Below are 24,086 nucleotides of genomic sequence, written 5' to 3'. Positions count from 1 at the left end.
CGATAAAAAGATTCCTAATTCTCGTTTTAACATCGAAATGATTTAGTATTAATCATTACAAAAATTCATAATTATTTCTGTTAGATAGATATTTGTGTAGTAACAGCGTATACAGTCGCAGAATTTAAGAACACTTACAAAAAATATTTACAAATTCGGCCGTTTTTTCATACTATTTGTCAAATTTTTATAAAAGATAGTTATATGAGTTTAAAGATGTGAGAAAAAGTACTGAACTAATAACTCATAGAACTTTCGGTACACTGCCAGACAAGATGCTATAGTAAAGAATTCAAAATAAATCGCCTGTTTCTCAGGTTAAGTTTTCCAAATTACAGTTTTCCAAATTACACAAATTCATCTTGAGAAAAGAGTGAATTTATTGTTAGTTTCTAATTAACCCCTTGCAATAAACAGTGCAATTAAGATAAATATCCATTCGTCATTGGTTAAGATACGATCTATTAGAAAAATGTTACTATTATCATGTTTTTCTGTAAACCTGTAAAGTAAATCAAGATGTGTAAATAATTTTAGTAGCCATGTTATGGTTAAATGATTCCTTAACCGAAGACACATGGATAAATATCACATAGTTGCCGAACTCTGTTACAGCAGCGCTGTAATATTAGCAAATAATGAAGAATTGCAGGATTGAAGATTGGTAGTTTACTCAAGCCGTAAAATGCCGTAAGTTACAAAAAATACTATCTCAGCCTGCGTTTGTTTTATGAATACAGCCATGAATAAAGCTGTAGACTTTCTTTTTACAAGTTACAAAGAGTTAATTAAATAATATCTTTGCATATGTCAAGAATTTTCCTTGCAACTCCGTCCCAGCTGTGATTCTCAACGACATATCTTCGGCCTTTCTCTCCCATAAGAGCTCGGGTATTTTCATCGAGAAGTAATTTGACTACAGCAATCGCAAGTTGTTCAGGATCTTCAGGAGTTACGGAAATTCCGCCATCTGAAGCTTCAATTAAATCTTTGACTCCCGAAATACCGCTTGCCACAATAGGCTTTCCACAGGCAAGGTACTCATAAGTTTTCAATGCTGAAAGTCCTATTTTTGAGTTTCTTTCCTTGATGAAAGGAGCAACGCAAACATCAGCCGCGTTGATGTAGAGAGGAACCTGTTCGTAGGGAATTCTTCCGGTGAAAGTAAATTTATCCGAAAGCCCTAACCTAGAAGCTATTTCCATCAGTTTCTCCTTCATAACTCCGTCTCCTACAACAAGGAAATGAGCATCAGGACATTTCTCCAGAATCAAAGGAGAGGCATGAATTAGATATTCAACTCCCTGCCAGGCTGCAAGGTTCCCGACAAAGCATATGTACTTTTTTGAGTTTTCAAGCTGCAGCTTCTCTCTGGTCTGTTTGGAATCCAGAGGCTTGAATACATCAGTATTTGCCCCATTGTTAATAACATAGATTTTGCTCTCAGGAACTGAGTATAGTCTCACAAGTTCGTCCCTGAGTTTATCCGTGACTGAAACAATTCTGTCGCAGTGCCTGTAATTAAAGTTTTCAGACCTGAGTGCAAGATGAGAGAAAACTCTATACGCAAAAGACTGTGAATTTGGATCGACCTTTAACTCATCCAGAACTATCCCATTAACTTCTACTATGGAAGGAATTTTTAGAATATTACATAGAAGTATAGGAAAGAACGGAAAAGAATTCTGGCGAAGATAGAGCACGTCAGGCCTATTTCTTATGCAAGAATAAAGAAGGTAAAAAGAAAGCATGAATTCGTAAGAGGGCTGTACAAGATATTTATTGTCTATTACAGGCACGCATTTTATCCCTGGAAGAGTGCGGTCTACACTCTTCTGTCCGGGTGCAAACAGGACTATATCAGTATGTTTTTTTAAATTGTTCAGAAGTTCTAGAATGTGGATATTCGAACCTGATTTAGCATTGAAAGAACCGTAATAAACCAGGAAAATATTATTTACTTTTTTAAACATAGTAGCCGGTTACCAGAATAGCAAAAGTAGTTAATTAGTTTATCCCATGGCTTTATTTATTATTTTTTTCAGTTCAAGGACGAGGGTTTAGCATAAAATCCATGGACAAGAATTTAATGCATTTTGCAGAGAAGTATTTATAGGATTACTTCTCTCCTCTGTCTGCTTTTGATGCATCCGAATCGAAAACGAGCAAAAGATTATGAAAGTACTGGAAGCATGTCAGGAATTTCCTAACAGGTATTACCCTCAACTTGGGACATTCATAAAACAGAGTATAGACTCAATTGCAAACCAGGGCGTAGATGTTACTGTCATCTCGCCAAAACCCTTTGTCCTTCCTTTTTCCGTATTTCCATATTATAACTTTTTTAAACTGCCTCGGATTGAGCATACCGAAAAATATGACCTTCATTATCCACGTTATATATATGCTGTCCCCAAAAAATATTTTTATCCCATAACAGGGTTTTCGTACTCTCACTTCATTTTCGAATACGCAATCAAAAATATAAATCCAGAACCAGACCTGATCCACGCACACTTTTCATATCCTGACGGGTATGGGATGATGAAACTTGCAAAGAAATGGAAAGTCCCTCTTGTAATAAGTGCACTCGGGACAATAGAAAGAAAAGTTGCTTATGAAGGTTCCTATACATCAAAGCAGATTATAGAGGCAATGAATTTTGCAGATAAGATTCTTTCTGTCAGCGAGGATCTCAAGCTCCACATAGTAAATCTGGGAATAAACGAAGAAAAGGTCCATGTGGTTCCAAACGGTGTTGATACCGTAAAGTTCAAACCTGCAGGAAAAGCACATGCAAGGAATCTGTTAAACCTGCCACAAGATAAGAATATCGTCCTATTTGTTGGAGCCCTTAGAAGAATAAAAGGTGTGGACTACCTTATTGAAGCTGCAAAGGATTTTGTGAACACAAACACCAATCTTTTTATGGTAGGCAGGGACGATGGCCTGAAAAAAAGTCTGGAAAAAAGAGCACAAGAGCTCAAAATTGCAGATCACATTAAATTCACTGGGCCTGTAAACCATGAGAACATCCCGCTCTGGATCTCAGCTTCGGATATCCTCGTATTGCCTTCCCTTTCTGAAGGAAGACCAAATGTAGTACTCGAAGCCCTTGCCTGTGAGGTTCCAGTTGTAGCAACCGACGTCGGCGGGATACCTGAACTTATGGTCGATGGGGAAACAGGGTATTTGGTACCTGCAAAAAACCCTGAAGAATTATCCAGAAAAATTAATAAACTGCTTGAGAATAAAAACCAGAGAGAAAACATGGGGAAGCTCGGGCGTAAAAGCATAATTCAGAGAGAACTGACCTGGGAAGCCCATGCAAAAAAGACTGTGGATATATACTCAGAGCTTTTGGAGAAGACTTTGAAATAAGTCCCAATCCCCCAGCCTACTTTTTTAATTCCTTAGTCTGCTGTAAATCACAGACACTAAAATCCACAAAATAGAAAATAAAAATTCGTAAAAGCTTATACTCATATACAAATGCTGTACCATTTCACCCTATGTTGAGTCAATCATCAAGGATTCAATGATTCTTAATAACTGCAATTGATTTTATACGACATTTTGCGGTTGACTCGACACTAGTGTCTAAGCAATTTAGTTATGGATCATTATAATTAAGAACGGGACTACAGATGAAGTATTGTCTATGTATTGAAGTATCATAACTAAGTTGCCATGACACTAGAAGTAAAATGGGCACCTGGAAAAAAAGCATCTTTAAATGCACATTCTGAACCCCTGCCAACTTGAGATAATAATCATTTGATATTGCCAGTTTGTTAATCAATAACCATTATAATAATACTTCTGTGATTTGAAATTGTACAAAAATATTAGAAATCGGAATGTGAGTTTAAAGAATAAATTTAAGGGGTTATTAAATCCCCTTATGCGGAATGTAAATGTCTGTCGATGGATTTGAATAGATTTTGTCAAGGCCTTTGAGGTTGTTTTCCAGCTCAAGCTCATTTTTGGGTAACCCCTGATAGAAATAGTTGGCAGTATCTTTCAGGGTGCTTTCCTCACTGCCAAAGTATAATCCACTCCTGAAAAACTCTCTGGTTCTGAGAACGATATAACCTTTGTATTCCGGGAGTTTATTTACATCACCGATTCTGTAATTATCGTAAGATGAGATATTCAATTCCGCAGATTTCGAAGGAATCAGCGGGACATAAAAGAACCTTGAAGCGTAATAATCGGTGTAAACCGACTTAGTTGGAGAATTGACAGGAACATACTTAAAAATATGATTAAAGCCGCTCAACTCTTCGGAAGTAAAGTATTCGTGTTTTGCTTCTTGACCAAGAAAACCCGAATCTGAAATACTGTAGACCGAAGAGACTAAAACAAAAATCGAAAACAATAAGATCACTAAGAAAGCAGAGTTCGATTTCTTAGAAGAATACTTAGTCATATAATTCCAGAATATATACAATCCGTACCCCATTATGAAAGCCATAAAGGGACTGACGAAAAGCATAAACCGGTCAACTCTGAAAAGGACTTTGAACTGCCAGATCGTATTGAGGGGATTGGGAATATAAAATATAAGAGTCAACAGAGCAAATAACCCTAATACAGAAGCATAATTTTTCTTGTAATTTTTCAGGAGAAAACCTATTCCTATCAATGCAAAAAATAAAAATACCGATTTATCCAGAAGCCCTGCTAAATCAGTAAAACTTTCCTGAAGAACTTCTGAACCTCCAGCAGTTAAAACTATAGAATCCAAAAACTGGCTCTGCAAACGGGGAGCCAGGCTCCTCTGTACAAACATGTATGCTACAAAGAACCAGTAAGTGGAAAAAATGACATTAAGCAGTATAAAGAAGGGTTTGCTGATATAGTTGTTATTCCCTATCACATATTCCGATGCAAGAAGAATGATCAGCAATATAACAAGCTGTGGAAGGGAGACATTGTGAACTAAAGTTAAAAAAACTGCAACAATTACTGAAAGGGTTTTTAAGGAAAGTTTATCCTCTTTGAAATTGACACTATAAATCAGGTATAATAATACAATAAACATTATGAATGCCATTGTGCGAGTGATTACATTTGTACCATAATAGAGTACGGTAGAACTTGCGGAGAAGAGTACACATGAAAGGAGTGAGATCTGCCTGTTGTTTGTTATGTAATTAAAAAGGTAATAAAGGAAAATTATGGTTATTGCATAGACAGGTGCAGTTACCACAAAAAGTGAGTTCTTTATGCTTATTTTCAAGATTTCAGAAGCTTCTGCAATAAACACATGATAAAGAGGAAAGTAAGCGTAATCACTTAAGGAAGTCGGAATTATTTTCCCGGTCAGTGCAGTAACTTCCGAAATAAAGATATGGGGCAGGATGTCTGTGGTACCGACATAGAAATCATAATTTAAAGTCACACTGAAAATTAAATTACCCGCGATTAAGATAGATTCCGCCAGAATAAGAGAAGGATTTATATTTTTAGAGAAAATTTGGAAGAATACCGACAGATAAAGTCCTAAAATAAAAAGGAAATAGCATAGAGGCCTGCTTCCCGGAGACAGCAAAAGTACAACTAGGGAACCAATATAAAATATCCCGAAAAGGTACGCAAGGGACTTTGTACTCAATGATGGAAAGATATCGATATCGTGCAAACTTACATCTTTTTTGTAAATGAAAAATATGAAAAGACAGGAAAGTATTGCAGGTATTCCTGTAAATATCCCCCGAAGTGCATAACCGAACTTTCCGGTTGCAAACATCCATAAGAACGCGAATATTACTGCGAAGATTATAGCTAACGGAAACAGAAAAGAAATTAACCTCATTAGACGGTCATTATCTAATCCGAGTCCTGTTTCTTTACTTAATCCGAACATACTATCTCCATGACCTTAAATAATCATATAATAAATTTAACAAACCTGGCATCCAAACTTCTGTGTTTGAAAATCAGCAAGAATTCATCAGGGCTTTATTGATTAAGAAGATTTTGCCCTGAAAAGCTTCACATATATTCAAGTGTTTCGGTTTCTATTTAAATAAATGACATCGTTCGTGATTGTTAAATATCTGAACAGGAACTGTCTTTTGAGATCAAAGGGGAATTTGTAAAGCTGTACAAAAACCCCAGCCCATAAGCAACGTGTTGCACAGGAATAATAAAAAGGGTAAAAAGACCGTATTTTGATTTCATTTTATAGGTAACCTGGATTGAGGTAATAAAGACAAGAATAAAGTACACAGTCATGAGTGCAAGAAGAAGCAAACTTGGGATGAAAAATTTAATAGAAGTAATAAGCAAAATGACTGCAAATAAGATGGCAATCGAAGGCAAAAAAGCATACCAACGGACAAATTCTCCATGCTTCTTGAAAAGTTCTGCCATCCACACACCATACTTAAACATCCTTACGGAAAAGGACTTGAAAGTTCCTCTTCTATGGTGCAGGACCTTTGCATTCGGGATATACAAAAACTTGTTACCCTTCTTACTGATTCTGTAGTTCAGGTCTCCGTCCTGACCCACCACAAACCGCTCATCAAAACCTCCAACTTCCTTAATTGCCGCTTTTTTGTACATTGCATTGCAGTTAGGAAGAGAGCTGACATAATGCTTTTTTGTGGAGTTTTTAGACTGAGCCGAACCTCCAGACCCCAAGAAAGACTCCTGGGCATATCCCACAACTCTGCCAAATACAGGATCAGTGTCAAAGATCAGGTTCGGCCCTCCAAAACACACAACATCATCTGGAGAAGCTTGCATTTCATGGACAAGGGTTTTCAACCACTGAGGATCGGCCTTACAGTCTCCGTCGGTAAACGCGACAAGTTCTCCCCTGGCATTCTCCACACCAAGGTTTCTTGCCGCAGCAACATTCTTTTTTTCGTTCAAAAGAAGTGTGACAGGATATTTTTGTACAATATCTCGCGTTTTGTCGGTGGACATCCCATCAACGATAATAATCTCGTAAGAATCTCTCGGGTAATCTAGATTAAGAAGTGACTCAATACATTCTTCAATGAATTTTTCTTCATTACGAATACCTACTACGACTGAAACAAAAGGGTATTTCATACAAATTGGCCCCGTTTTAACATTACTGTTTTCGAATATTCTCGTTTAAAAATATCATTCTTGAGATGGCATGCAGTATTATTCCGGTAAACACCATGAAGGCTCCTATAACCGTTAGCATGACCATAAGGAGTGTTGGCCCAAAGCGCAGGGATCCTCCCATGAGAAAATCCTGTAAAAATATTAATCCCATAAGAAAGCCCGTAGATGTCATAATTAAGCCAGGAACAGAGAAATAGTACAAAGGCCGTCTGTACTCCATATCTTTAAGGATGCGGAACAGGACTCTAGGACCATGTATGAAAGGATGCTCACTTGAGCAGTCCTCAAGATCATATCTGCAATGGATTTCCACTTCAGTAAACTTTAATTTATAATCCTTGGCCTGAATCAGAATTTCAGAGCCCGCAGACATATCTGTTCCATTCAAATTTATGTTTTCAATAGCTTTTTTTCCATAAGCTCGAAATCCGCTTTGTGAATCCGTTACATTCAGACCGCCTGCAATATAGGTTGCGATATCAAGGACTTTCATCCCGAATTTACGATAAATAGGGACATTTTTACCGTTGCCATTGACAAATCTTGAGCCGATTACCAGATCAAACCCATTTTTCAAGGGTTCAAGGAGCTTGGGAATTTCGGAGGGGTCATGTTGACCGTCAGAGTCAATTATGACCATAGCATTTGCATCGAGCTTACGGGCGGTTTCAAAACAGTTTCTTAGGGCTGCTCCATATCCCTTATTTGTTTCGTGACGAACTACATAGGCGCCAAGAGATTCGGCGATATCGACAGTATTATCGGTGCTTCCGTCATCTACAACTACTACTCTGTCGACGTATTTTTTGCAACCCTTGATAACATCTGCAATGGCATGGGCTTCGTTATAAGCAGGCATGGCTGCAATCGTAATGGCCATATGCAATCATCTACCTCTTTGAAGATAAAGGTAAGAAGTCTCCTTGATAACATAGTTTATTAGGGAAGAATCAGTAAAAAGTCCAAATTCTGCAAATATATTTTTCAGAGTCATCGCTCCATAATTTTTAGAGGGTTTCAAAAGGTCTTTTACGGCTACATTTACAGAGAATCAATTGGGGGACTTGTTCTCCTCTTTTTACCCAAAAGAAGGAACATAAATACTCCGTAAGTGAGTCACAGCATTTAATGCAAGACCTGTATCTGTTTTAATATACGAGCTATATAAGCATTTAGACACGAAAAATAATTAGCCAGTAACCCCGATAACGAAAAATAATTAAACCCATGTGAAATGCCTGTTAACCATAATAGTAGCTTAAAAGGTATCAATTATTTACAAAAATAAGAGAATAATAAAAGAAAAAATTATACAGATATAAGAACTCAAAGACTTCCTTGTTAGATGTCAACGTTTGCAACCCTGCGGATTCAACCCCGAAAGTATATTTAAAAAAGTAGAAAGAGGGAGACTCAAAAGGCTAAAAGTTCTTTAAGGGATATAGAAAAAAAGGGAAAAGTATTTTAAATACAATTCAGGAAAAGGGAAAGATATTTTATACAACTAAGTTATTGAGTAGATCGGGTTAAAACATTCTTGAAAACGAATATAATTCAGGAAATATATTCTGCTAAATAAGAAAAAAACCGGGATTAAAGCTCGGACAACTTTCACCTTTCCGGCGTAACTCTTCGCAATTGAAGACTGAAAAGCAGCCGGTAAGAGGAAATCGGAAGGTTTCCGAAAAACCTCATAAGGGAACAGAGAAATTGGCAGATTAGCCCGAATAACGAAAAGGCTGGGAAGCCAAAAAACATAAAACCGTTTTATGAGGAGTTATATGGCCGGAAACCAGAAGTTCCCATCTGACCTGTTGTTAGTAGCAGGCCTTGTAATTCTTACAGATATTTTCGTACTAATTCCTGTACTTAGCGGAAGCCTTATTCGCACAGCTCTTGGTCTACCACTGATCCTCTTCCTTCCAGGATACGCCCTCATAGCCATGCTTTTTCCAGAAAAAAGCGGACTTGAAGGAATGGAAAGGATAGCTCTTTCTGTCGCAATGAGTGTCTCAATTGTGTCTTTGATAGGGCTTGCACTCAATTATACCTCCTGGGGAATCAAAGAGATACCTCTCATAACAAGTATCTCCATATTTACCCTGATCATGTTGGCAACAGCATACGTTAGAAGAAACTATCTACCTGCAGACAGTAAATTTGATGTCCCTTTCAAGGATCTTGCTATCACCCTGCTATCAGGAATAATAGGAAAGCCGGAATCTAAAACAGAGAAAAACCTTAGAATAATTCTAGCTCTTTCTTTCCTTATCTTGATAGGAACTGGAGTTTATGTCGTTCTTGTGCCTCAGGACAAAGAACCATATACGGAGTTCTACGTTCTTGGGGCCAATGGAACGGCTAACGACTACAAAACAGATTATATACAGGGAGAAAGTGGGACCTACTTTATAGGAATAACAAATAATGAACACAGAACAATGGACTATACAATGGAAGTAAGGCTTAAAAATCAATCTCTGCCTCTTCCGGAAAATCTGCAGCATATCAGGCTTGCCAATAATAAGACCCTTGTAGAACCTTTTGAGATTACACCTTCTGTTGAAGGAGATAATATGAAGCTTGAGTTCCTGCTTTTCAATGAAACTGAAAAGAATATACCATACAAAGATCTGCGCCTCTGGATAAATGTTGGAGAGGAGGTGTGAAGATGGGAGCATTTGAGATTTATAATGTGGAGACTCCGGAAGGCATAAAAACGAAGATGTCTGAGAATCTAAAGGAAAAAACACCCGAGATCGAAAACAAATGGGTTTATCTCGGAATCCCGATTGTAGCTATTGCTCTTGCGGAACTGATGATATATTCGGGAAGGAAACTCCCAGGCATGGAAATACATGCATTAGTTCTGCTTGGGCTTTCCTTTTCCATAATATATATAAAAAACAAGGACATTCAGAAAACCTATCAGAGTTTTCTCCTTCTACCGATCCTGCGTCTGGTAGATTTTTCAATGCCTCTTTTCTATGAAGAAAAACTTTACAACCTTATTTTCATATACTGCCTTCTGGCAATTCCTGTAAGCATTGCAGCCATTAATCAGGAGTTTACTCCCGCACAGCTTGGAATAACTTTCAAAAAAATAGGGATATATATTCCATTATCAATATTCATGGGCCTTTTATTAGGAGCAGGAGAATATATCATAGTAGGAAAAAATCCTCTTATTCAGGATCTTTCAATCCTTAACATCATAAATCTCACCATAATTATGGTATTTCTCGTGAGCCCTATAGAAGAGATGATCTTCCGGTCAGTCCTGCAGACCCGGTTAGAAATAGTATTAGGCGGCCGGGAAGCGTTGATAGTTACAAGTATTTTATTCGGGTTAATGCACTCAGGATATGGGAGCATTTACGAAATATTTTACATAACCTTGGTGGGTGCTGTTATAGGCTACCTATATTACGGAACCCGAAGCCTACCGCTGGTTGCATTAATTCATGGGTTTATGAATGTGTTCTTTTTCGGGATTATCCCCCTTCTCCTTTAAACTCTCTACGTCTACTAATGTATTCCAAAAAAGAAAGGATTCGATCAAAGGAAATTAAGCCAAAGGCAAAATCTTCGATATAGCGGGAACTTCTTTACAGATTTACTCTCGATTATAATCAGGAAAAACTCACTTAGGTTTCTACAATAATGGAGACAGAATAGAGTAAATATTAGCAGTTCCCTATGCTTTTCGCGTTTTTTACATTTTTGAGAATTAACCAGAGAATTCAGGTATAAACTGTATTCTGCCAGAATAAAAAAGTAAATGAAACTCATCAACTGCCGAGTATAACCAAAATTACCCCGGCAGCCGAAACCGAGTCAAGTACGACAATCATTCTTAAAAAAGTGTGATTATATCCAGAAATACTTCATGAGACAAGATTACTGTTACTTACCCATAGTTCAGCCCTCATGAGCGAAGAAAAGTGGAGCAGAAAGGGCAGTGAACTGCAGAGCCGCACTCTGCCGAGATGGGAATCGGAGCGAACACCTGACGGAAGCCCTCTGAAAAGCCATTAAAATAGTGCGACAACCTTAAAGAGAATGATTGCACCAAAGGAAAACATCAGTGGAATAATTCCCATATTCAAAGAAACCTTTACCGTACTTTCCCAGTGTTTCGATGCAGGGAGGAAGTCCCTGAGCAAAAGCAATAAAAGTAAAACTGCCGCAGCCACAGATGCGCCTTCAGGAATTCCCGGTGTTACGGTAGTTACTGAGAGCACACCTGAAGAAACGGAGTTGGACGTTATTAAACTTGTAAGCGTAGTCAGCACTCCTAGAGTTGATTAGCATATTACAGGAACAAATACGCGATAAGATATAAAAATCCTCCTCATACAATTGATAAACATCAAGAGAAGAGGCATAAAATTCGAATTTTGGAAAAAGGTAGGAAGTTTCCTTAATAGATAAAGAAAATACTATGAGTTTGAGTTTGCAATCAAAAGAATAAAATTAAAAATTATATTGTAAAAATATAAACGCAGAATATAATTGAATAATTCTTAGAAAAGATAGGAAAGAAGAGTAGAAAAATGAACCAAATCATTAAATAATTAAAGAGCCCTTTAAACTAAAAATTTAGAGGTAGTTAGAAAAATCAAAGAAATGAATATAAAAAAAGCAATAACAATATATTGGGTTTGTCCTGAGAGCTTGAATAGCCCGATTCTCGGGAACATGAAAAACTATGAAATGAATGATTATGAAAAACTGCATAAAGTAAGCAGATGTTTTTATGCTCCAACAGAAAGTTTATCTGGCTAAGAAAAACCAGAAGAACGGGGGGAACAATGAACTCTACTGAATTTAAAATTCACAATTCTTCTAAGATATACGGAACCTCTGTAATTGGGAAAGACACAGTAATAATGGAAAATGTGATTCTAGGATACCCTGAACATAGGGTCCTGATGGAAATCCTGAGGCAAAACGTCGAAACTGAAAACTTTGATTTTCCAGGGTGTACCATAGGTCCAAACTCAATTGTAAGGGCTGGCTCAACGATATTTTCCAATGTAAAAACCGGAAAAAACTTCAAAACCGGGCATAACGTAATGATTAGAGAAAATACAGAAATTGGAAACAATGTTCTTATTGGAACCAATGTCATCATAGATGGACATGTAAAAATAGGAAATAACGTAAGCATCCAGGGAAATGTCTACATTCCAACCAATGTTGTTATCGAGGACAATGTATTTATTGGGCCCTGTGCTGTTCTGGCCAACGATAAATATCCTATTCGAAAGAAATACGAATTGAAGGGTCCTGTATTGAGAAAAGGTGCGTCTATCGGTGCAAACGCCACCTTACTTCCCGATGTTGAAATAGGAGAAGGAGCAATGGTTGCAGGGGGAGCACTTGTGACAAAAAACGTGCCCGCCTGGAAACTTGCAATTGGAGCGCCTGCCAGAATACGAGAACTCCCCAAAGATTTAAAGGAATTGAATCAGATATAAACTTATAAAAAATTAATCGTGAGTAAGATTAGTTTTATCAAGATTATTAAAAGAGGTTCTAAAATGATCCCAATTGCCAAGCCCCTGATGGGTAAGGAAGAGGTTGATGCAGTAACAGAGGTCCTGAGGTCAGGCATGATTGCACAGGGCCCGAAAGTCGAAGAATTTGAACTTGCTTTTTCTGAATACACTGGTTGTGAGCATGGAGTTGCTGTGAACTCTGGCACTGCAGCTTTGCACATTGCGCTTCTTGCCAATGGTATAGAAAAAGGAGATGAAGTGATTACAAGTCCTTTCAGTTTCATTGCAACAGCAAACAGTATCCTTTATACCGGGGCAAAACCTGTTTTTGCAGATATTGAATCAGATACATATAATATAGATCCTGAAAGAATTCAGGAGAAAATAACTCCAAAAACCAGAGCAATTTTGCCTGTTCACCTCTATGGGCACCCTGCAGACATGAAAGCGATAATGGAAATTGCAGATGATAATAAGCTTATTGTAATTGAGGATGCCTGCCAGTCCCATGGTGCAGAATGCCTTGGAAAAAAAGTGGGCAGCTTCGGAACAGGAGCATTCAGCTTTTACCCTACTAAAAATATGACAACCAGCGAAGGTGGAATGCTCACTACAGACGATAAGGAAATTGCAGAGAAAGCAAAAATGATTCGGGCCCATGGCTCAAAAGTACGATATCTGCACGAAATGCTGGGCTTTAACCTGCGCATGACTGACATTGCAGCTGCAATCGGACTTGTACAGCTCGGAAAGCTAGATGGTTTTACAGCAACCAGACAAAAGAATGCGGAGATTCTTTCAGCAGGGTTAAAAGGTATATCCGGAATTATGCCACCAGCAATAAGAACCGGCTGCACCCACGTATTCCACCAGTATACGGTAAGAGCAGAAAAGAGAGATCAACTGGCAACTTTCCTGAAAGAAAAAGAAATAGGAACAGGAGTCCACTATCCTATATCTATTCACAAGCAACCTTTCTACATGGAACTTGGATACAGGGACTCACTGCCTGTCGCAGAAAAAGCAGCCGACGAGGTTCTATCTCTCCCTGTGCACCCTGCATTATCCAGAACTGATTTACAGGAAATAATTGACGCGACCAAAGAATTTTATGCAAAGGACTGATTAGTTTTCCAGCCACCGCATTCTCAGAATCAGGAAGTGAAACTTTTGATTAGAGTAGGAGTAATAGGTACAGGTGCTATGGGGCAGAACCACGTAAGGATTTACAATGAAATGAATGACGTGGAGCTTGCCGGAATCTCGGATGTAGACCAGAAGCGTGTTGAAGCAATGGCTACGCAGTTCAAGACAAAAGCCTTTACAGATTATAAGGAAATGTTAGCCGAAGGACTTGATGCGGTAAGTGTGGTTGTGCCCACCAAACTGCATAAGCAAGTCGTACTTGATGCTCTTGAGGCAGGCGTACATGTCCTTGTAGAAAAACCGATTGCAGACACGACTGAAAACGCGGACCTGATGATAGCAGCTGCAAGAAAAGCGGGAAAAATCCTTATGGTTGGGCACATTGAGCGCTTTAACCCCGCAGTTATAAAACTCAAAGAGATTATAAATTCAGGCATTTTGGGAAAGATAGTCTCAATCTCAACCAAAAGAGTAGGACCCTATAACCCGAGAATAAGAGACGTGGGAGTAATCCTGGATATTGGTGTACATGATATTGATGTGATCTCATATCTTTACGGCAAGAAAATAAATAGTGTTTATGCAATTGCAGGTGCTGACATTCACTCATTTGAAGATCACGCCTCAATTATCCTGCGTATGGACCATAATTTTGCAGGGGTTGTGGAAACAAACTGGCTGACTCCTCACAAGATAAGGCAGCTAACAGCGATTGGAGTTAAGGGAGTTGCCTATCTGGACTATATTAATCAGACAGTACAGCTACACGATAACGAATGGATAAGAAAAGCCAAAGTAGAACATAGCGAACCCCTGAAAAACGAACTCACCTATTTCATAGATTGTGCTACGAAGGGTAAAAATCCTAACCCTTGCGGAGAAGACGGAAAACATGCCCTTGAAGTGGCAATGGCCGCTATAAAATCCTATGAAGAAGGAAGATTAATTGAAGTAGGACAATAAGCCGAAAAAGACTCTGAAAAAGTAAAATCTCGACAACTTTTGAAAATGAGAAAGGTTTGAAAAGATCTGAAAAAAACAATTTAGAAAGTGATATACATGAGTAAATTAGAAAAACTTTTCCAGGAAAGAGGCCCAATAAAAAAAATTGGAGTACTTGGAATGGGCTATGTAGGTATTCCTTCAGCGGTTCTTTTCGCAGATGCTCCATGTTTCAATAAAGTTCTTGGCTTCCAGCGCAATTCAAAAAGTTCAAGTTACAAGATTGGTATGCTCAACCGTGGAGAGAGTCCTCTTAAAGGAGAGGAGCCTGGTCTGGAAGACCTTATTAACAAAGTTGTAAAAGCCGGCAAGTTTGAATGCACTCCCGACTTCTCAAGGATATCAGAACTTGATGCCGTAACGCTTGCAATCCAAACTCCCTTTGCAAATCCTAAAGATTTGGAACCTGACTTTTCCGCACTTATTGAAGGTATAAGAAACGTAGGAAAATACCTGAGACCAGGAATGCTCGTAGTTCTTGAGTCCACAATTACTCCTGGTACAACCGAAGGTATGGCAAAAAAGATTCTTGAGGAAGAATCAGGCCTAAAAGCCGGAGAAGACTTTGCTCTTGCCCATGCCCCTGAAAGAGTAATGGTAGGCAGGCTTTTAAAAAATATCAGGGAACATGATAGAATTGTGGGTGGTATAAACGAAGCAAGTACCAGGAGGGCTATCGAGCTCTATTCTCCTGTATTGACTGTGGGGAAAGTAATTCCTATGAGTGCAACTGCAGCCGAGGTAACGAAAACTGCAGAAAACACTTTCCGCGACCTCCAGATTGCAGCAATTAACCAGCTTGCCCTTTACTGTGAAGCTATGGGTATAAACGTGTACGATGTAAGGACTGGAGTAGACAGTCTAAAAGGAGAAGGCATTACAAGAGCTATACTCTGGCCAGGAGCAGGCGTTGGAGGTCACTGCCTTACAAAAGATACATACCACCTGGAGAGAGGAGTTAAGATAGGTAATGGACAGCTTGACTATCCGGAAGGTGCAGATTCAATCTACGTGCTCGCAAGAAAAGTCAATGATTTCATGCCTGCCCATATGTACAACCTGACTGTTGCAGCTCTTAAAAGGATTGGAAAGGAAATGAAAGGCTCAAAGATTGCAATTCTCGGCTGGGCTTTCATCCGGGACTCGGATGATGCAAGGAACACGCCTTCAGAACCTTACAGGGAACTCTGCCTGAAGGCAGGTGCAATAGTTACTGTGCATGATCCTTATGTTGTGAACTATCCAGGAATTGAGATTTCAGATAATCTTGAAAATGTTATCAGAGACGCGGATGCTGTGGTCATTCTTGCAGGGCACAGTGCATACTCTGATATAAAGGCTGATTGGGTAAAGAAAATTACAGACAAAGAAAACCCAGTTATTGTAGATGGAAGAAATGTAATTGAACCGGACGAATTTATTAGTAAGGGATTTGTCTATAAGGGAATAGGGAGAGGCGATAAAAACGAACATTTATTAATGTAAACTAAAATTTATTTAAAAAAAAAGTTAGGGCATTAAAATCTGGAAAAAGGATGAAAGATGATCGAGGAACTGAAACAAAATGAGGAACTCTGGGATCTATTTAGCAAAAAAGAAGAATACAATTTGACCTTTACTGACCAGTACGATAGGTTTCCGTACTATTTAAGCAGCCAGAGGAATATTTTTGATCCCAGTGTTTCCAGGTTTCTGGTAGAAAACGGGTTACACCCTGAGTATCCAGACGGAAAAAAATTCGCAGTCTGCCTTACTCATGATATTGATGTGATATATCCGGAAAAGATCTACACGATCATTGGAACTGCCAAAGCTTTTGCTAAAGGAAATTTAACAGATGCTATAAAGACGCCTTTTTGTAGAATTTGCAAAAAGTTTAACCCTTGCTGGAACTTTAGAGAAATAATGGAGCTGGAGGCAAAATATAATGCAAAATCCAGCTTTTATTTTCTGGCCTTGAGGCCTGGAGAGAAAGATTTCAATTATGAAATTGAGGATCTCAAAGCCGAGTTGAAGTATATATCCACTCATGGTTGGGAAGTAGGGTTGCACGGAGGGCATGAGTCTTACAGAAGCTTGGAAGATATAAAGGAAAAAAAGCAGAGACTTGAAAAAGTATTGGGTAAGGAAATTATAGGGTACAGGAATCATTATTTAAGGTTTAAAGTACCGGATACATGGGAATTGTTAAGCAAAGCAAACTTTAAGTATGACACAACATTTGGGTATTCGGATTGTGCAGGCTTTAGAAATGGTATGTGTCATCCTTTCAGGCCATATAATATAAACACTGGAAAACAAATAGATATCATTGAGCTTCCTCTCATAGTTATGGACCGGACGTTATTAAAAAGTTACATGCGGCTTGACGTTAAAACGGCCTGGGAACTCACAAAAAGCCTTGTTGATAAAGTTGAACAGTATAATGGTGTAATCACAATTCTATGGCACAACAATACATCCATTGATGGAGAAGGCCTTAAATACTACGAAAAATTCCTCAAATATGTTTCCGGCAAAAAAGCATGGCTTGCAAGTGGAGAGGAAATATATAACTGGTGGTCTACCAATATTGAACCACGATATTGAAAAAAAACCAGGTACGTGATCGGAATCAGTTGATAATCACCAGATGCTAAGATAGATTAGTTTCTTTACATAAGCAAAATAACACTATCAATTAACACTATCAATTAACACTATCAATTAACACTATCAATTAACACTATCAATTAACACTATCAAATTAACACATTGAAAAAATATAAAATCACCGCCGAAGACAAGCATAATTAATAACTTTTTTCAATTTAGAACGGGCTTGAGGTTGGTAAAGCGGATACTACCGTTTTTGGGACCGAAATTCTTTAAAAATTAACACTGACGTTGCGTTAAAAATATTCATTATGACTGTAACTCGCTAGAATTTATAAAAAAATGTGATAAAGTGGTTTTAAAGATAACGGAAGAGAAAATGAGGAGTCAGGAGAAAATATATGGTTCCAGTTGTTAACGTTTATATAGACTGAGGAAACCGATAGATTTATTTCAAGGTGTTTATTTATAGGGGGTCTAGAGGGAAAAAGTCTAATATTCAGTATCAGCTTGAGAATATCATACATTAGTATAAGATATAACTTAATTTTTAAAGTTTTGACGCGGCTTGAAAATGTAGGACTAAATGGATTTCAGCTCTAAAGGAAATTTCTTTAAGGTACCGGAAATGGATGAAGGAACAGCAGATGCAGCAGAGAAAAAGTCTGATAACAGCAAAAAAGAAAGCTTTGTTTTTGATGTGATAACACTTGCAGGCGGAACAACCTTTGCTCAAATCCTTACAATTTTAGCTGCTCCTGTATTGACTCGCCTCTATGGGCCTGATGATTTTGGAGTTTGGGCTCTTTACCTTTCTATCACCAGCATTATCAGTGTTATTGCCTGCATGAGATACGAATATTCCATAATGCTACCTGAATCGAGTGAAGAGGCTGTAAACCTGCTGGGACTGAGTTTTCTAGCAGTGCTATTCGTAACAGGTTTAACCTTTCCAGTCATATGGTACTTTAAAGAACCAATAGTTAATATTCTAAATTCTCAGCAGATAGGAAACTATCTCTGGCTTGTACCTCCTTTTATTTTTGTAAACGGGTTATTTCTTGCACTGAATAGCTGGAATACAAGAACAAAACTTTTTAAAAGGCTTTCATTTGCAAAAGTTTTCAGTTCGTTCTCGAGTACTGCAACACAGATAGGCCTGGGGGTTACAAAAAAGATTGGAGCAGGAGGGTTGATAGTTGGAAGCCTTGCCGGTCAGTCTATTGCAACATTTGTACTTGGAGGACAGATCTGGAGAGATGACAGGAAATTAATTGTAAAAAGTCTGAGCTGGGAAAAAATTTATGAGGGGTTTAAGAAGTACCGCAAGTTCTCATTTGTAGATACATGGGGAGCCCTCATGAACTCAGTATCCTGGCAGCTTCCTGCTTTCCTTCTTTCGGCTTTCTTCACTCCTGCAGTAGTAGGTTTTTATTCTCTCGGCTTTCGCCTTCTGCAGCTGCCGATGAGTTTCATTGGAGGTTCGATTTCAGAGGTATTTTTCCAGAGAGCCTCAAGAGCCTTCACCGAGGGCACTCTCCCTTCCCTTGTTGAGAATGTGTTCAGAATGCTTGTGGTTATAGGCATGTTCCCGATACTTATCCTGACAATTGTCGGCGGCGACGTCTTTACGGTTATTTTTGGAAAAGCCTGGACAGAAGCAGGCATCTACGCTCAGATTCTTAGTCTCTGGGCTTTTGTATGGTTTATCTCCTCTCCATTAACTGCTATATACGTAGTAGTCGAAAAATATCACTTCGGTTTTCATTATAATTTATTCAACCTGATAACACGCCTCCTTTCCCTTATAATCGGCGGCTTGCTTGGAAGTGCCCGTGCGGCACTGATTCTTTTTTCACTATCAGGTATTGCAGTATACGGTTACCTTTGCCTAAAGATGATGTCCTATGCCGGAGTAAAGACTTCGAGAGCCCTGAAAATAGTATTTTCGAATTTTATTCTCTTTGTTCCTGCAGGAGCTATCATTATTGCCCTTAAAATTATAGAAATAAACCAGATACTGCTTGTTATCTTTTCCGGTGTAATTGTCTGTTTATACTATCTGTATATCTTGAAAAGCGATGAACAGATAAAAAAGATATTTGGAGAATTCAAAAATTGAAGAATTCGTTCAAACAATGAAACCTGAAAACATGAAGTCAGGCTTTAATTAAGAAACCCCAAGAAAGCCTGTTCAAGCAAACTAAAAGAAAACTGAACTTTTTACTTCGCACACCGTTAAAAGCGTTTTCTGTATCTTATTTTTTCATTTCAACATGTTCTATTTGACGATATTCCCAGAGTATGATCTTGAGTAATTGTGTATCAGGTATTATGTAGCCTCAGTTTGGGCCACCTCTGCCAGGGAATGCAGTACAATTCCTTTCACTGTCATATATACTCCGGCAACAGATAGAAAAATCATTATAATTACATACCAGAAATGAAGGCTTTCTATTCCAAGGACTAAGACTTCAAGAAACTTCACACCCATACAAAAACCGCATGTTGCAAGGGCAAAACCTGGCACTGCATAGAAGTATAGTGGCTTATTGGCCTCTATATCCCTGATTACAGTCTTTAGTACTCCACGAACATACTTAACTGGAGCTTGTATTGGGTCTTCAAAGGTATAATGGGTACCTATCTCGATTTCTTTTATGCGAAGGCCAGATTTGTCTGCATTTATAAGCATCTCGTCTTCTGTTGCCAGGTCCCGGGCATCGAAGATAATATCTTTTTTAGAGGCTGTAAAGGCGCGAAAAGTGACCTGAGAATCTCTAATTTTGTCAGATTTTTTATTGGCGAATCTACCCAGAATTGTTTGCCCAACACGACGGTAAACAGGAGTGTTCTTGCTCACCTTGTTTAAATACCGAGTCCCATTGACCACATCTGCACCTCCTGTTATTATCGGGTCAATGAGCCTTGGGATGTCTTCAGGGTTATGGCGACCTCTTGAGTCCATTGTCACAATTACATCAGCGCCGAGATGTACTGCAGCTTCAAAACCTGTTTCTAGAGACGCACCTTTGCCCCTACTAGTCTTGTTTATCATCACTTCAGCCCCGGCTTTTTTTGCTATCTCTGCTGTTTGATCTGAACTGGCGTCATCAACCAAAATCACCCTATCAGCATAGAGCCTGGTGAGAAGTACAATACTTCCTATAGATGTTTCTTCATTATAGGCAGAAAGGACAACTGTGACATTTTTAGAAGCTCTGCTTATAGTACATTTATTTCTTTTATTTATTATAGGCCCTGTGCCACTTTTCATAAGTAACTGATCACTCATTCTTGATAACCCCCCTTCGTGTAGCCACGTATATATTTAGAAGATTAGTTATGAAGATCCTGAAAGTTGTTGAATCTGGAAAAGATTAGATCTATTAAACATTACAACAAGATTAGTTTTTAAAGTGAAATCTGGAAAAATACATATATAAATTTATTGACAGGTAGACTTTAAAAAGAATAGTAGATGGTTGGCATCAGTATGCTTCGACCCTATGTTAGTACAGACATAAAATTGGACAATTGAAATATCGACTATTGAAAATCTGTATTAACTGACATATTCTAAAAATATAGACAAATATATGAAAAAGTAAGCTTGAGAATCAATAGTATGGAAGCTCAGACCTTTAAGATTTCAGTCCCGCAAACTTCTGGATCTTTGTGAGAATCTATTTAGAAATATTTCAAGTTTCAAAACTCTATTATTCCTGCTCACCACTTGCCGCAATTTTTAATATTGAGAAATAAGAAATAAAGATAATCATATGAGATAAAATAAACTATAGAGTTTGTTTTATTTAGAGGAAAAGAAAGCTATTAAAAAAGTGAAGCAGCATAAAAAATATTCTATGTGAATTAAGGTTCTTCGTCATTCCCCGTGGTAAGATGATTTTCAATTCGAGAACGCATTGGTTTTTATGAAGACATTATGAGGATTCCACATAAAACAAAGAAGAGCCTACATTAATTAAGCTGCGCTATTAAAAAAGTATCAGCCAGAAAGGTTGAGAAAAAAGATTCAGGAAAAGAAATAAAAAGGAAGCTGCAAATAAAGAAGAAAGTACTTTGTAGGATAATGGAAGACAATTGGCGTGGATCGGAAAAGATGGGCACAAAAATCGGAGAAAAAACCTGAGTATTTCAAATTTGAGTATTTTAAATCTTGGAAAAATAGATCGAAAGAATAAAATGGATTAGAAAAATATTTACTCATCTAAATGAAACTGAAGAGAGTATAATTTTTATTATAAGCTGGATGACCTGCATGACTGTAAAAAAAATTTCCTCAGATCTGTTTATAATTATGGGGCTCGTGCTCCTAACAGATATCTTTGTGCTCACTCCTGGAATAAATGAAACAATGTTCCGGAACATACTTGGACTGCCTCTTGTGTTATTTCTGCCAGGGTATGCTCTGATTGCAGCTCTTTTTCCTGCAAAATCTGATCTTGATGGAATCGAACGGGTCGCTCTTTCTTTCGGACTGAGTATTGCAGTTGTGCCACTAATAGGCCTTGGCCTTAATTATACTCCATGGGGAATCAGGACTCTACCAATTCTCATAAGTCTGTCCGCTTTTACCTTTATTATGTGTGGCCTTGCATATCTTAGACGGATCAGTCTCCCAGAAAACGAGGCTTTTAATATCTCTTTCAAAGCAGCAGCACTTTCGCTCAAAGGCGAGATCATGGAAACTTCAGACTCAAGGCTGGATAGAGCTCTCACGGTTTTCCTGATAATTTCCATTCTCCTGTCCATAGCAACCCTGGCTTATGTGGTTGTGAGCCCAAAAGAAGGAGAACATTTCACAGAGTTCTATCTTCTTGGACCTGAAGGAAAAGCAGATAATTATACTACAAATTACACGCTCGGGCAAAGTGGAACCGTGATAGTTGGAGTTGTAAACCATGAATACAGGCCTGTAAATTACACAATGGAAATAAAACTTGAAAATAAATCACTGTTCCTTCCGGAAAATGTGAAGCATATCAATCTTGCCCATAACGCTACCTGGGAAGAACCAGTTACTATTATGCCTCCTGTTGAGGGAAAGAATCTGAAGCTTCAGTTCCTGCTCTTTAATGACACTGAGAAAAGTGTGCCTTATAGAGACCTTCATCTATGGGTAAATGTGAGTGCACCAAAACAACTGGAAACTTAAATATCAGGCGGAAAAGATATTTAACAGGAAGAGCTCTCAAATTTCCAGACGAATAGCATATAATACAGTCTTTAAGCTGCATCTCTGCAGTTTGAAAGCTCTCAATTAAAGAGTTGGAGATTATATAACTCAGTCATCCGAACTGAATATTTTCTTTTAAGAATTTGTAGATTTGACCATATAAAAATTTTAGATAGTACACTGAAAACTCAACTTGGAACCTTTACTTAAGGTAAGAAACTGCTTGAACCAATGAGAAAGCCGCTGTCTAACCGATAGCAGCTTTCGTTTTTAGATTAGAAAGTAAGATCTCTTACAATCCTATCAAATCAGGCTTTTTAACCCTTCCTGTAACTCGATTTCTCCTTTCCACCAGCTTGAGATTTTTGAGACATCTGCTTTTGAGTCCCGAACATCACCTGCCCTTGAAGCGGCATGCACAATCCTGCTAGAAGAGCCAGTTAACTTAATAATATTTTCGGCAAGTTCTAGAACTGTCACGCTTTTTCCCATAGCCACGTTAAAGACCTGACCATCCCCATGCTCAAGAGCCGCGGCGTTTGCCCTGACTACATCTTTAATATGAACGAAATCTCGGCTCTGAAGTCCATCTCCATAAATAACAAGGTCCTTTCCCAGTTTCGCTCTCTCAAGGAAAATTGGAATAACGGCTGCATATGGGGATTTTGGGTCCTGGCGAGGACCGTAGACATTGAAATAACGCAGGCAAGTAGTACGAAGACCGTGGTCTTCATAAAACATCCTCGCCAGATATTCTCCATCAAGTTTAGAAATAGCATAAGGGGAAGACGGTTCAGGATACATGTTCTCTTGTTTTGGAAGGATGGGGTTATTTCCATAGATCGCAGCTGAAGACGCTGTCACAAATTTATTGACTTCGGCTTTAACGCAGGCCTGCAGTACATTAAGGGTCCCAAGCGTGTTAATCTGGAAAGCTTCAGCAGGTTTTTCACAGCTTAAAGGTACAGATACAAGGGCAGCTTCGTGAAAGACGTAATCCATGCCCGAAACCGCCTTTTCGACTGAGGAAAAGTCACATATATTTCCCTCAATGAACTCGATGTTTTTATACTGCGGAATATTTCTGAGAAAACCTGTGGCAAGATTATCCAAAATCCTGACAGTATGTCCTGCTTCTGCAAAATATTCAGCTATGTGGGAGCCTATGAAACCTGCTCCTCCAGTAACCAGCACTTTCATGCTTGCAGAAAGGGAAAAATACAAAATAAAATTTTCTGTGCGCGCCCAAAGGTTTATAAAATAAAGCTAAAACATCCCTAGAGTGTACAAAATATGACACAGACTGGAAAAGGTCTCTTCCAAAAGAGGAAAAAAGTTCTTCAAAAGAAGGAAAATTTTTCATACAAAGAGACCTAATCAATAAAGGGGGAGTCTAAGAAATTTGGAAATTGAGGTGTTTTTCAGAAAATTAAGCCTCAGAAAGAAGTAAAATTATCCTCAAAACTGAATTTCATAAATAGAGAACAATACCAGCAAAAATTAAATTCAAACGGAAAGGCATGTTC

Annotated in this window: 17 protein-coding genes; 11 read left to right on the top strand and 6 right to left on the bottom strand. The window is 38.3% G+C overall.

The annotated features are described in order from the left end of the window. Positions 1–788: 788 nt before the first annotated feature. Entirely contained in the window at positions 789–1,973 is a 1,185-nt protein-coding gene (locus MSKOL_RS00790; RefSeq protein ID WP_048153260.1) for a glycosyltransferase family 4 protein, read from the bottom strand. A 202-nt stretch (positions 1,974–2,175) separates the two neighbouring features. On the opposite strand from MSKOL_RS00790, the gene MSKOL_RS00785 reads away from it, so the two are divergent. Further along, positions 2,176–3,381, top strand: a complete 1,206-nt coding sequence (locus MSKOL_RS00785; RefSeq protein WP_048153259.1) for a glycosyltransferase — start codon at positions 2,176–2,178, stop codon at positions 3,379–3,381. A gap of 511 nt (positions 3,382–3,892) precedes the next feature. On the opposite strand, the gene MSKOL_RS00780 is transcribed toward MSKOL_RS00785, so the two are convergent. From MSKOL_RS00780 to MSKOL_RS00770, 3 genes are all read right to left on the bottom strand, one after another. Continuing rightward, the gene (locus MSKOL_RS00780) at positions 3,893–5,872 is read right to left on the bottom strand and encodes a hypothetical protein (protein ID WP_048116796.1); all 1,980 of its coding nucleotides are present in this window, start codon (positions 5,870–5,872) and stop codon (positions 3,893–3,895) included. A 185-nt stretch (positions 5,873–6,057) separates the two neighbouring features. Next, positions 6,058–7,071 (bottom strand): glycosyltransferase, encoded by a 1,014-nt coding sequence (locus tag MSKOL_RS00775; RefSeq protein ID WP_048153258.1) that lies wholly within the window; start codon positions 7,069–7,071, stop codon positions 6,058–6,060. A gap of 22 nt (positions 7,072–7,093) precedes the next feature. Next, positions 7,094–7,993, bottom strand: a complete 900-nt coding sequence (locus MSKOL_RS00770; RefSeq protein WP_048158065.1) for a glycosyltransferase family 2 protein — start codon at positions 7,991–7,993, stop codon at positions 7,094–7,096. Between the two features lie 901 nt (positions 7,994–8,894). Between MSKOL_RS00770 and MSKOL_RS00765 the strand changes: the two genes are divergently transcribed. From MSKOL_RS00765 to MSKOL_RS00725, 9 genes are all read left to right on the top strand, one after another. Continuing rightward, positions 8,895–9,782: a DUF1616 domain-containing protein gene (locus MSKOL_RS00765; RefSeq protein WP_048153257.1), complete on the top strand. Its 888-nt coding sequence runs from the start codon at positions 8,895–8,897 to the stop codon at positions 9,780–9,782. Between the two features lie 2 nt (positions 9,783–9,784). Next, the gene (locus MSKOL_RS00760) at positions 9,785–10,627 is read left to right on the top strand and encodes a CPBP family intramembrane glutamic endopeptidase (RefSeq protein WP_052725294.1); all 843 of its coding nucleotides are present in this window, start codon (positions 9,785–9,787) and stop codon (positions 10,625–10,627) included. A gap of 548 nt (positions 10,628–11,175) precedes the next feature. Beyond that, positions 11,176–11,424: a hypothetical protein gene (locus MSKOL_RS19655; protein WP_048116790.1), complete on the top strand. Its 249-nt coding sequence runs from the start codon at positions 11,176–11,178 to the stop codon at positions 11,422–11,424. Positions 11,425–11,927: 503 nt separating this feature from the next. Further along, the gene (locus MSKOL_RS00750; RefSeq protein WP_048153256.1) at positions 11,928–12,596 is read left to right on the top strand and encodes an N-acetyltransferase; all 669 of its coding nucleotides are present in this window, start codon (positions 11,928–11,930) and stop codon (positions 12,594–12,596) included. A 63-nt stretch (positions 12,597–12,659) separates the two neighbouring features. Next, complete coding sequence (locus MSKOL_RS00745; protein WP_048153255.1) at positions 12,660–13,742, top strand: DegT/DnrJ/EryC1/StrS aminotransferase family protein; 1,083 nt, start codon at positions 12,660–12,662, stop codon at positions 13,740–13,742. Between the two features lie 45 nt (positions 13,743–13,787). Next, entirely contained in the window at positions 13,788–14,726 is a 939-nt protein-coding gene (locus MSKOL_RS00740; protein WP_082090996.1) for a UDP-N-acetylglucosamine 3-dehydrogenase, read from the top strand. A gap of 96 nt (positions 14,727–14,822) precedes the next feature. Then, positions 14,823–16,250 carry a nucleotide sugar dehydrogenase gene (locus tag MSKOL_RS00735; protein WP_048116783.1) on the top strand — a complete coding sequence of 476 codons (1,428 nt, stop codon included), beginning with the start codon at positions 14,823–14,825 and terminating at the stop codon, positions 16,248–16,250. A 57-nt stretch (positions 16,251–16,307) separates the two neighbouring features. After that, a complete protein-coding gene (locus tag MSKOL_RS00730; protein WP_048153254.1) occupies positions 16,308–17,354 on the top strand; it encodes a polysaccharide deacetylase family protein in 1,047 nt (348 codons plus the stop codon). A gap of 592 nt (positions 17,355–17,946) precedes the next feature. Next, entirely contained in the window at positions 17,947–19,482 is a 1,536-nt protein-coding gene (locus MSKOL_RS00725; protein ID WP_231592325.1) for a lipopolysaccharide biosynthesis protein, read from the top strand. A 210-nt stretch (positions 19,483–19,692) separates the two neighbouring features. Here the strand turns inward: MSKOL_RS00725 and MSKOL_RS00720 are convergent, their stop codons facing one another. Beyond that, positions 19,693–20,655 (bottom strand): glycosyltransferase family 2 protein, encoded by a 963-nt coding sequence (locus tag MSKOL_RS00720; protein WP_048153253.1) that lies wholly within the window; start codon positions 20,653–20,655, stop codon positions 19,693–19,695. A 987-nt stretch (positions 20,656–21,642) separates the two neighbouring features. On the opposite strand from MSKOL_RS00720, the gene MSKOL_RS00715 reads away from it, so the two are divergent. Next, complete coding sequence (locus tag MSKOL_RS00715) at positions 21,643–22,539, top strand: DUF1616 domain-containing protein (RefSeq protein WP_048116774.1); 897 nt, start codon at positions 21,643–21,645, stop codon at positions 22,537–22,539. A gap of 324 nt (positions 22,540–22,863) precedes the next feature. On the opposite strand, the gene MSKOL_RS00710 is transcribed toward MSKOL_RS00715, so the two are convergent. Next, the gene (locus MSKOL_RS00710) at positions 22,864–23,760 is read right to left on the bottom strand and encodes an NAD-dependent epimerase/dehydratase family protein (RefSeq protein ID WP_048158062.1); all 897 of its coding nucleotides are present in this window, start codon (positions 23,758–23,760) and stop codon (positions 22,864–22,866) included. Between the last annotated feature and the right edge of the window lie 326 nt (positions 23,761–24,086).

Source organism: Methanosarcina sp. Kolksee (genome assembly GCF_000969945.1).
Lineage (GTDB): Archaea > Halobacteriota > Methanosarcinia > Methanosarcinales > Methanosarcinaceae > Methanosarcina > Methanosarcina vacuolata.
The sequence above is the reverse complement of the archived record's forward strand: the minus strand, read 5'-3'. Positions and strand labels throughout refer to the sequence as shown.

What these genes read in the sequence shown, in the direction of transcription:
- MSKOL_RS00790 (WP_048153260.1), bottom strand. Translation starts at nt 1,973, where the DNA reads ATGTTTAAAAAAGTAAATAATATTTTCCTGGTTTATTACGGTTCTTTC.
- MSKOL_RS00785 (WP_048153259.1), top strand. Translation starts at nt 2,176, where the DNA reads ATGAAAGTACTGGAAGCATGTCAGGAATTTCCTAACAGGTATTACCCT.
- MSKOL_RS00780 (WP_048116796.1), bottom strand. Translation starts at nt 5,872, where the DNA reads ATGTTCGGATTAAGTAAAGAAACAGGACTCGGATTAGATAATGACCGT.
- MSKOL_RS00775 (WP_048153258.1), bottom strand. Translation starts at nt 7,071, where the DNA reads ATGAAATACCCTTTTGTTTCAGTCGTAGTAGGTATTCGTAATGAAGAA.
- MSKOL_RS00770 (WP_048158065.1), bottom strand. Translation starts at nt 7,993, where the DNA reads ATGGCCATTACGATTGCAGCCATGCCTGCTTATAACGAAGCCCATGCC.
- MSKOL_RS00765 (WP_048153257.1), top strand. Translation starts at nt 8,895, where the DNA reads ATGGCCGGAAACCAGAAGTTCCCATCTGACCTGTTGTTAGTAGCAGGC.
- MSKOL_RS00760 (WP_052725294.1), top strand. Translation starts at nt 9,785, where the DNA reads ATGGGAGCATTTGAGATTTATAATGTGGAGACTCCGGAAGGCATAAAA.
- MSKOL_RS19655 (WP_048116790.1), top strand. Translation starts at nt 11,176, where the DNA reads ATGATTGCACCAAAGGAAAACATCAGTGGAATAATTCCCATATTCAAA.
- MSKOL_RS00750 (WP_048153256.1), top strand. Translation starts at nt 11,928, where the DNA reads ATGAACTCTACTGAATTTAAAATTCACAATTCTTCTAAGATATACGGA.
- MSKOL_RS00745 (WP_048153255.1), top strand. Translation starts at nt 12,660, where the DNA reads ATGATCCCAATTGCCAAGCCCCTGATGGGTAAGGAAGAGGTTGATGCA.
- MSKOL_RS00735 (WP_048116783.1), top strand. Translation starts at nt 14,823, where the DNA reads ATGAGTAAATTAGAAAAACTTTTCCAGGAAAGAGGCCCAATAAAAAAA.
- MSKOL_RS00730 (WP_048153254.1), top strand. Translation starts at nt 16,308, where the DNA reads ATGATCGAGGAACTGAAACAAAATGAGGAACTCTGGGATCTATTTAGC.
- MSKOL_RS00725 (WP_231592325.1), top strand. Translation starts at nt 17,947, where the DNA reads ATGGATTTCAGCTCTAAAGGAAATTTCTTTAAGGTACCGGAAATGGAT.
- MSKOL_RS00720 (WP_048153253.1), bottom strand. Translation starts at nt 20,655, where the DNA reads ATGAGTGATCAGTTACTTATGAAAAGTGGCACAGGGCCTATAATAAAT.
- MSKOL_RS00715 (WP_048116774.1), top strand. Translation starts at nt 21,643, where the DNA reads ATGACTGTAAAAAAAATTTCCTCAGATCTGTTTATAATTATGGGGCTC.
- MSKOL_RS00710 (WP_048158062.1), bottom strand. Translation starts at nt 23,760, where the DNA reads ATGAAAGTGCTGGTTACTGGAGGAGCAGGTTTCATAGGCTCCCACATA.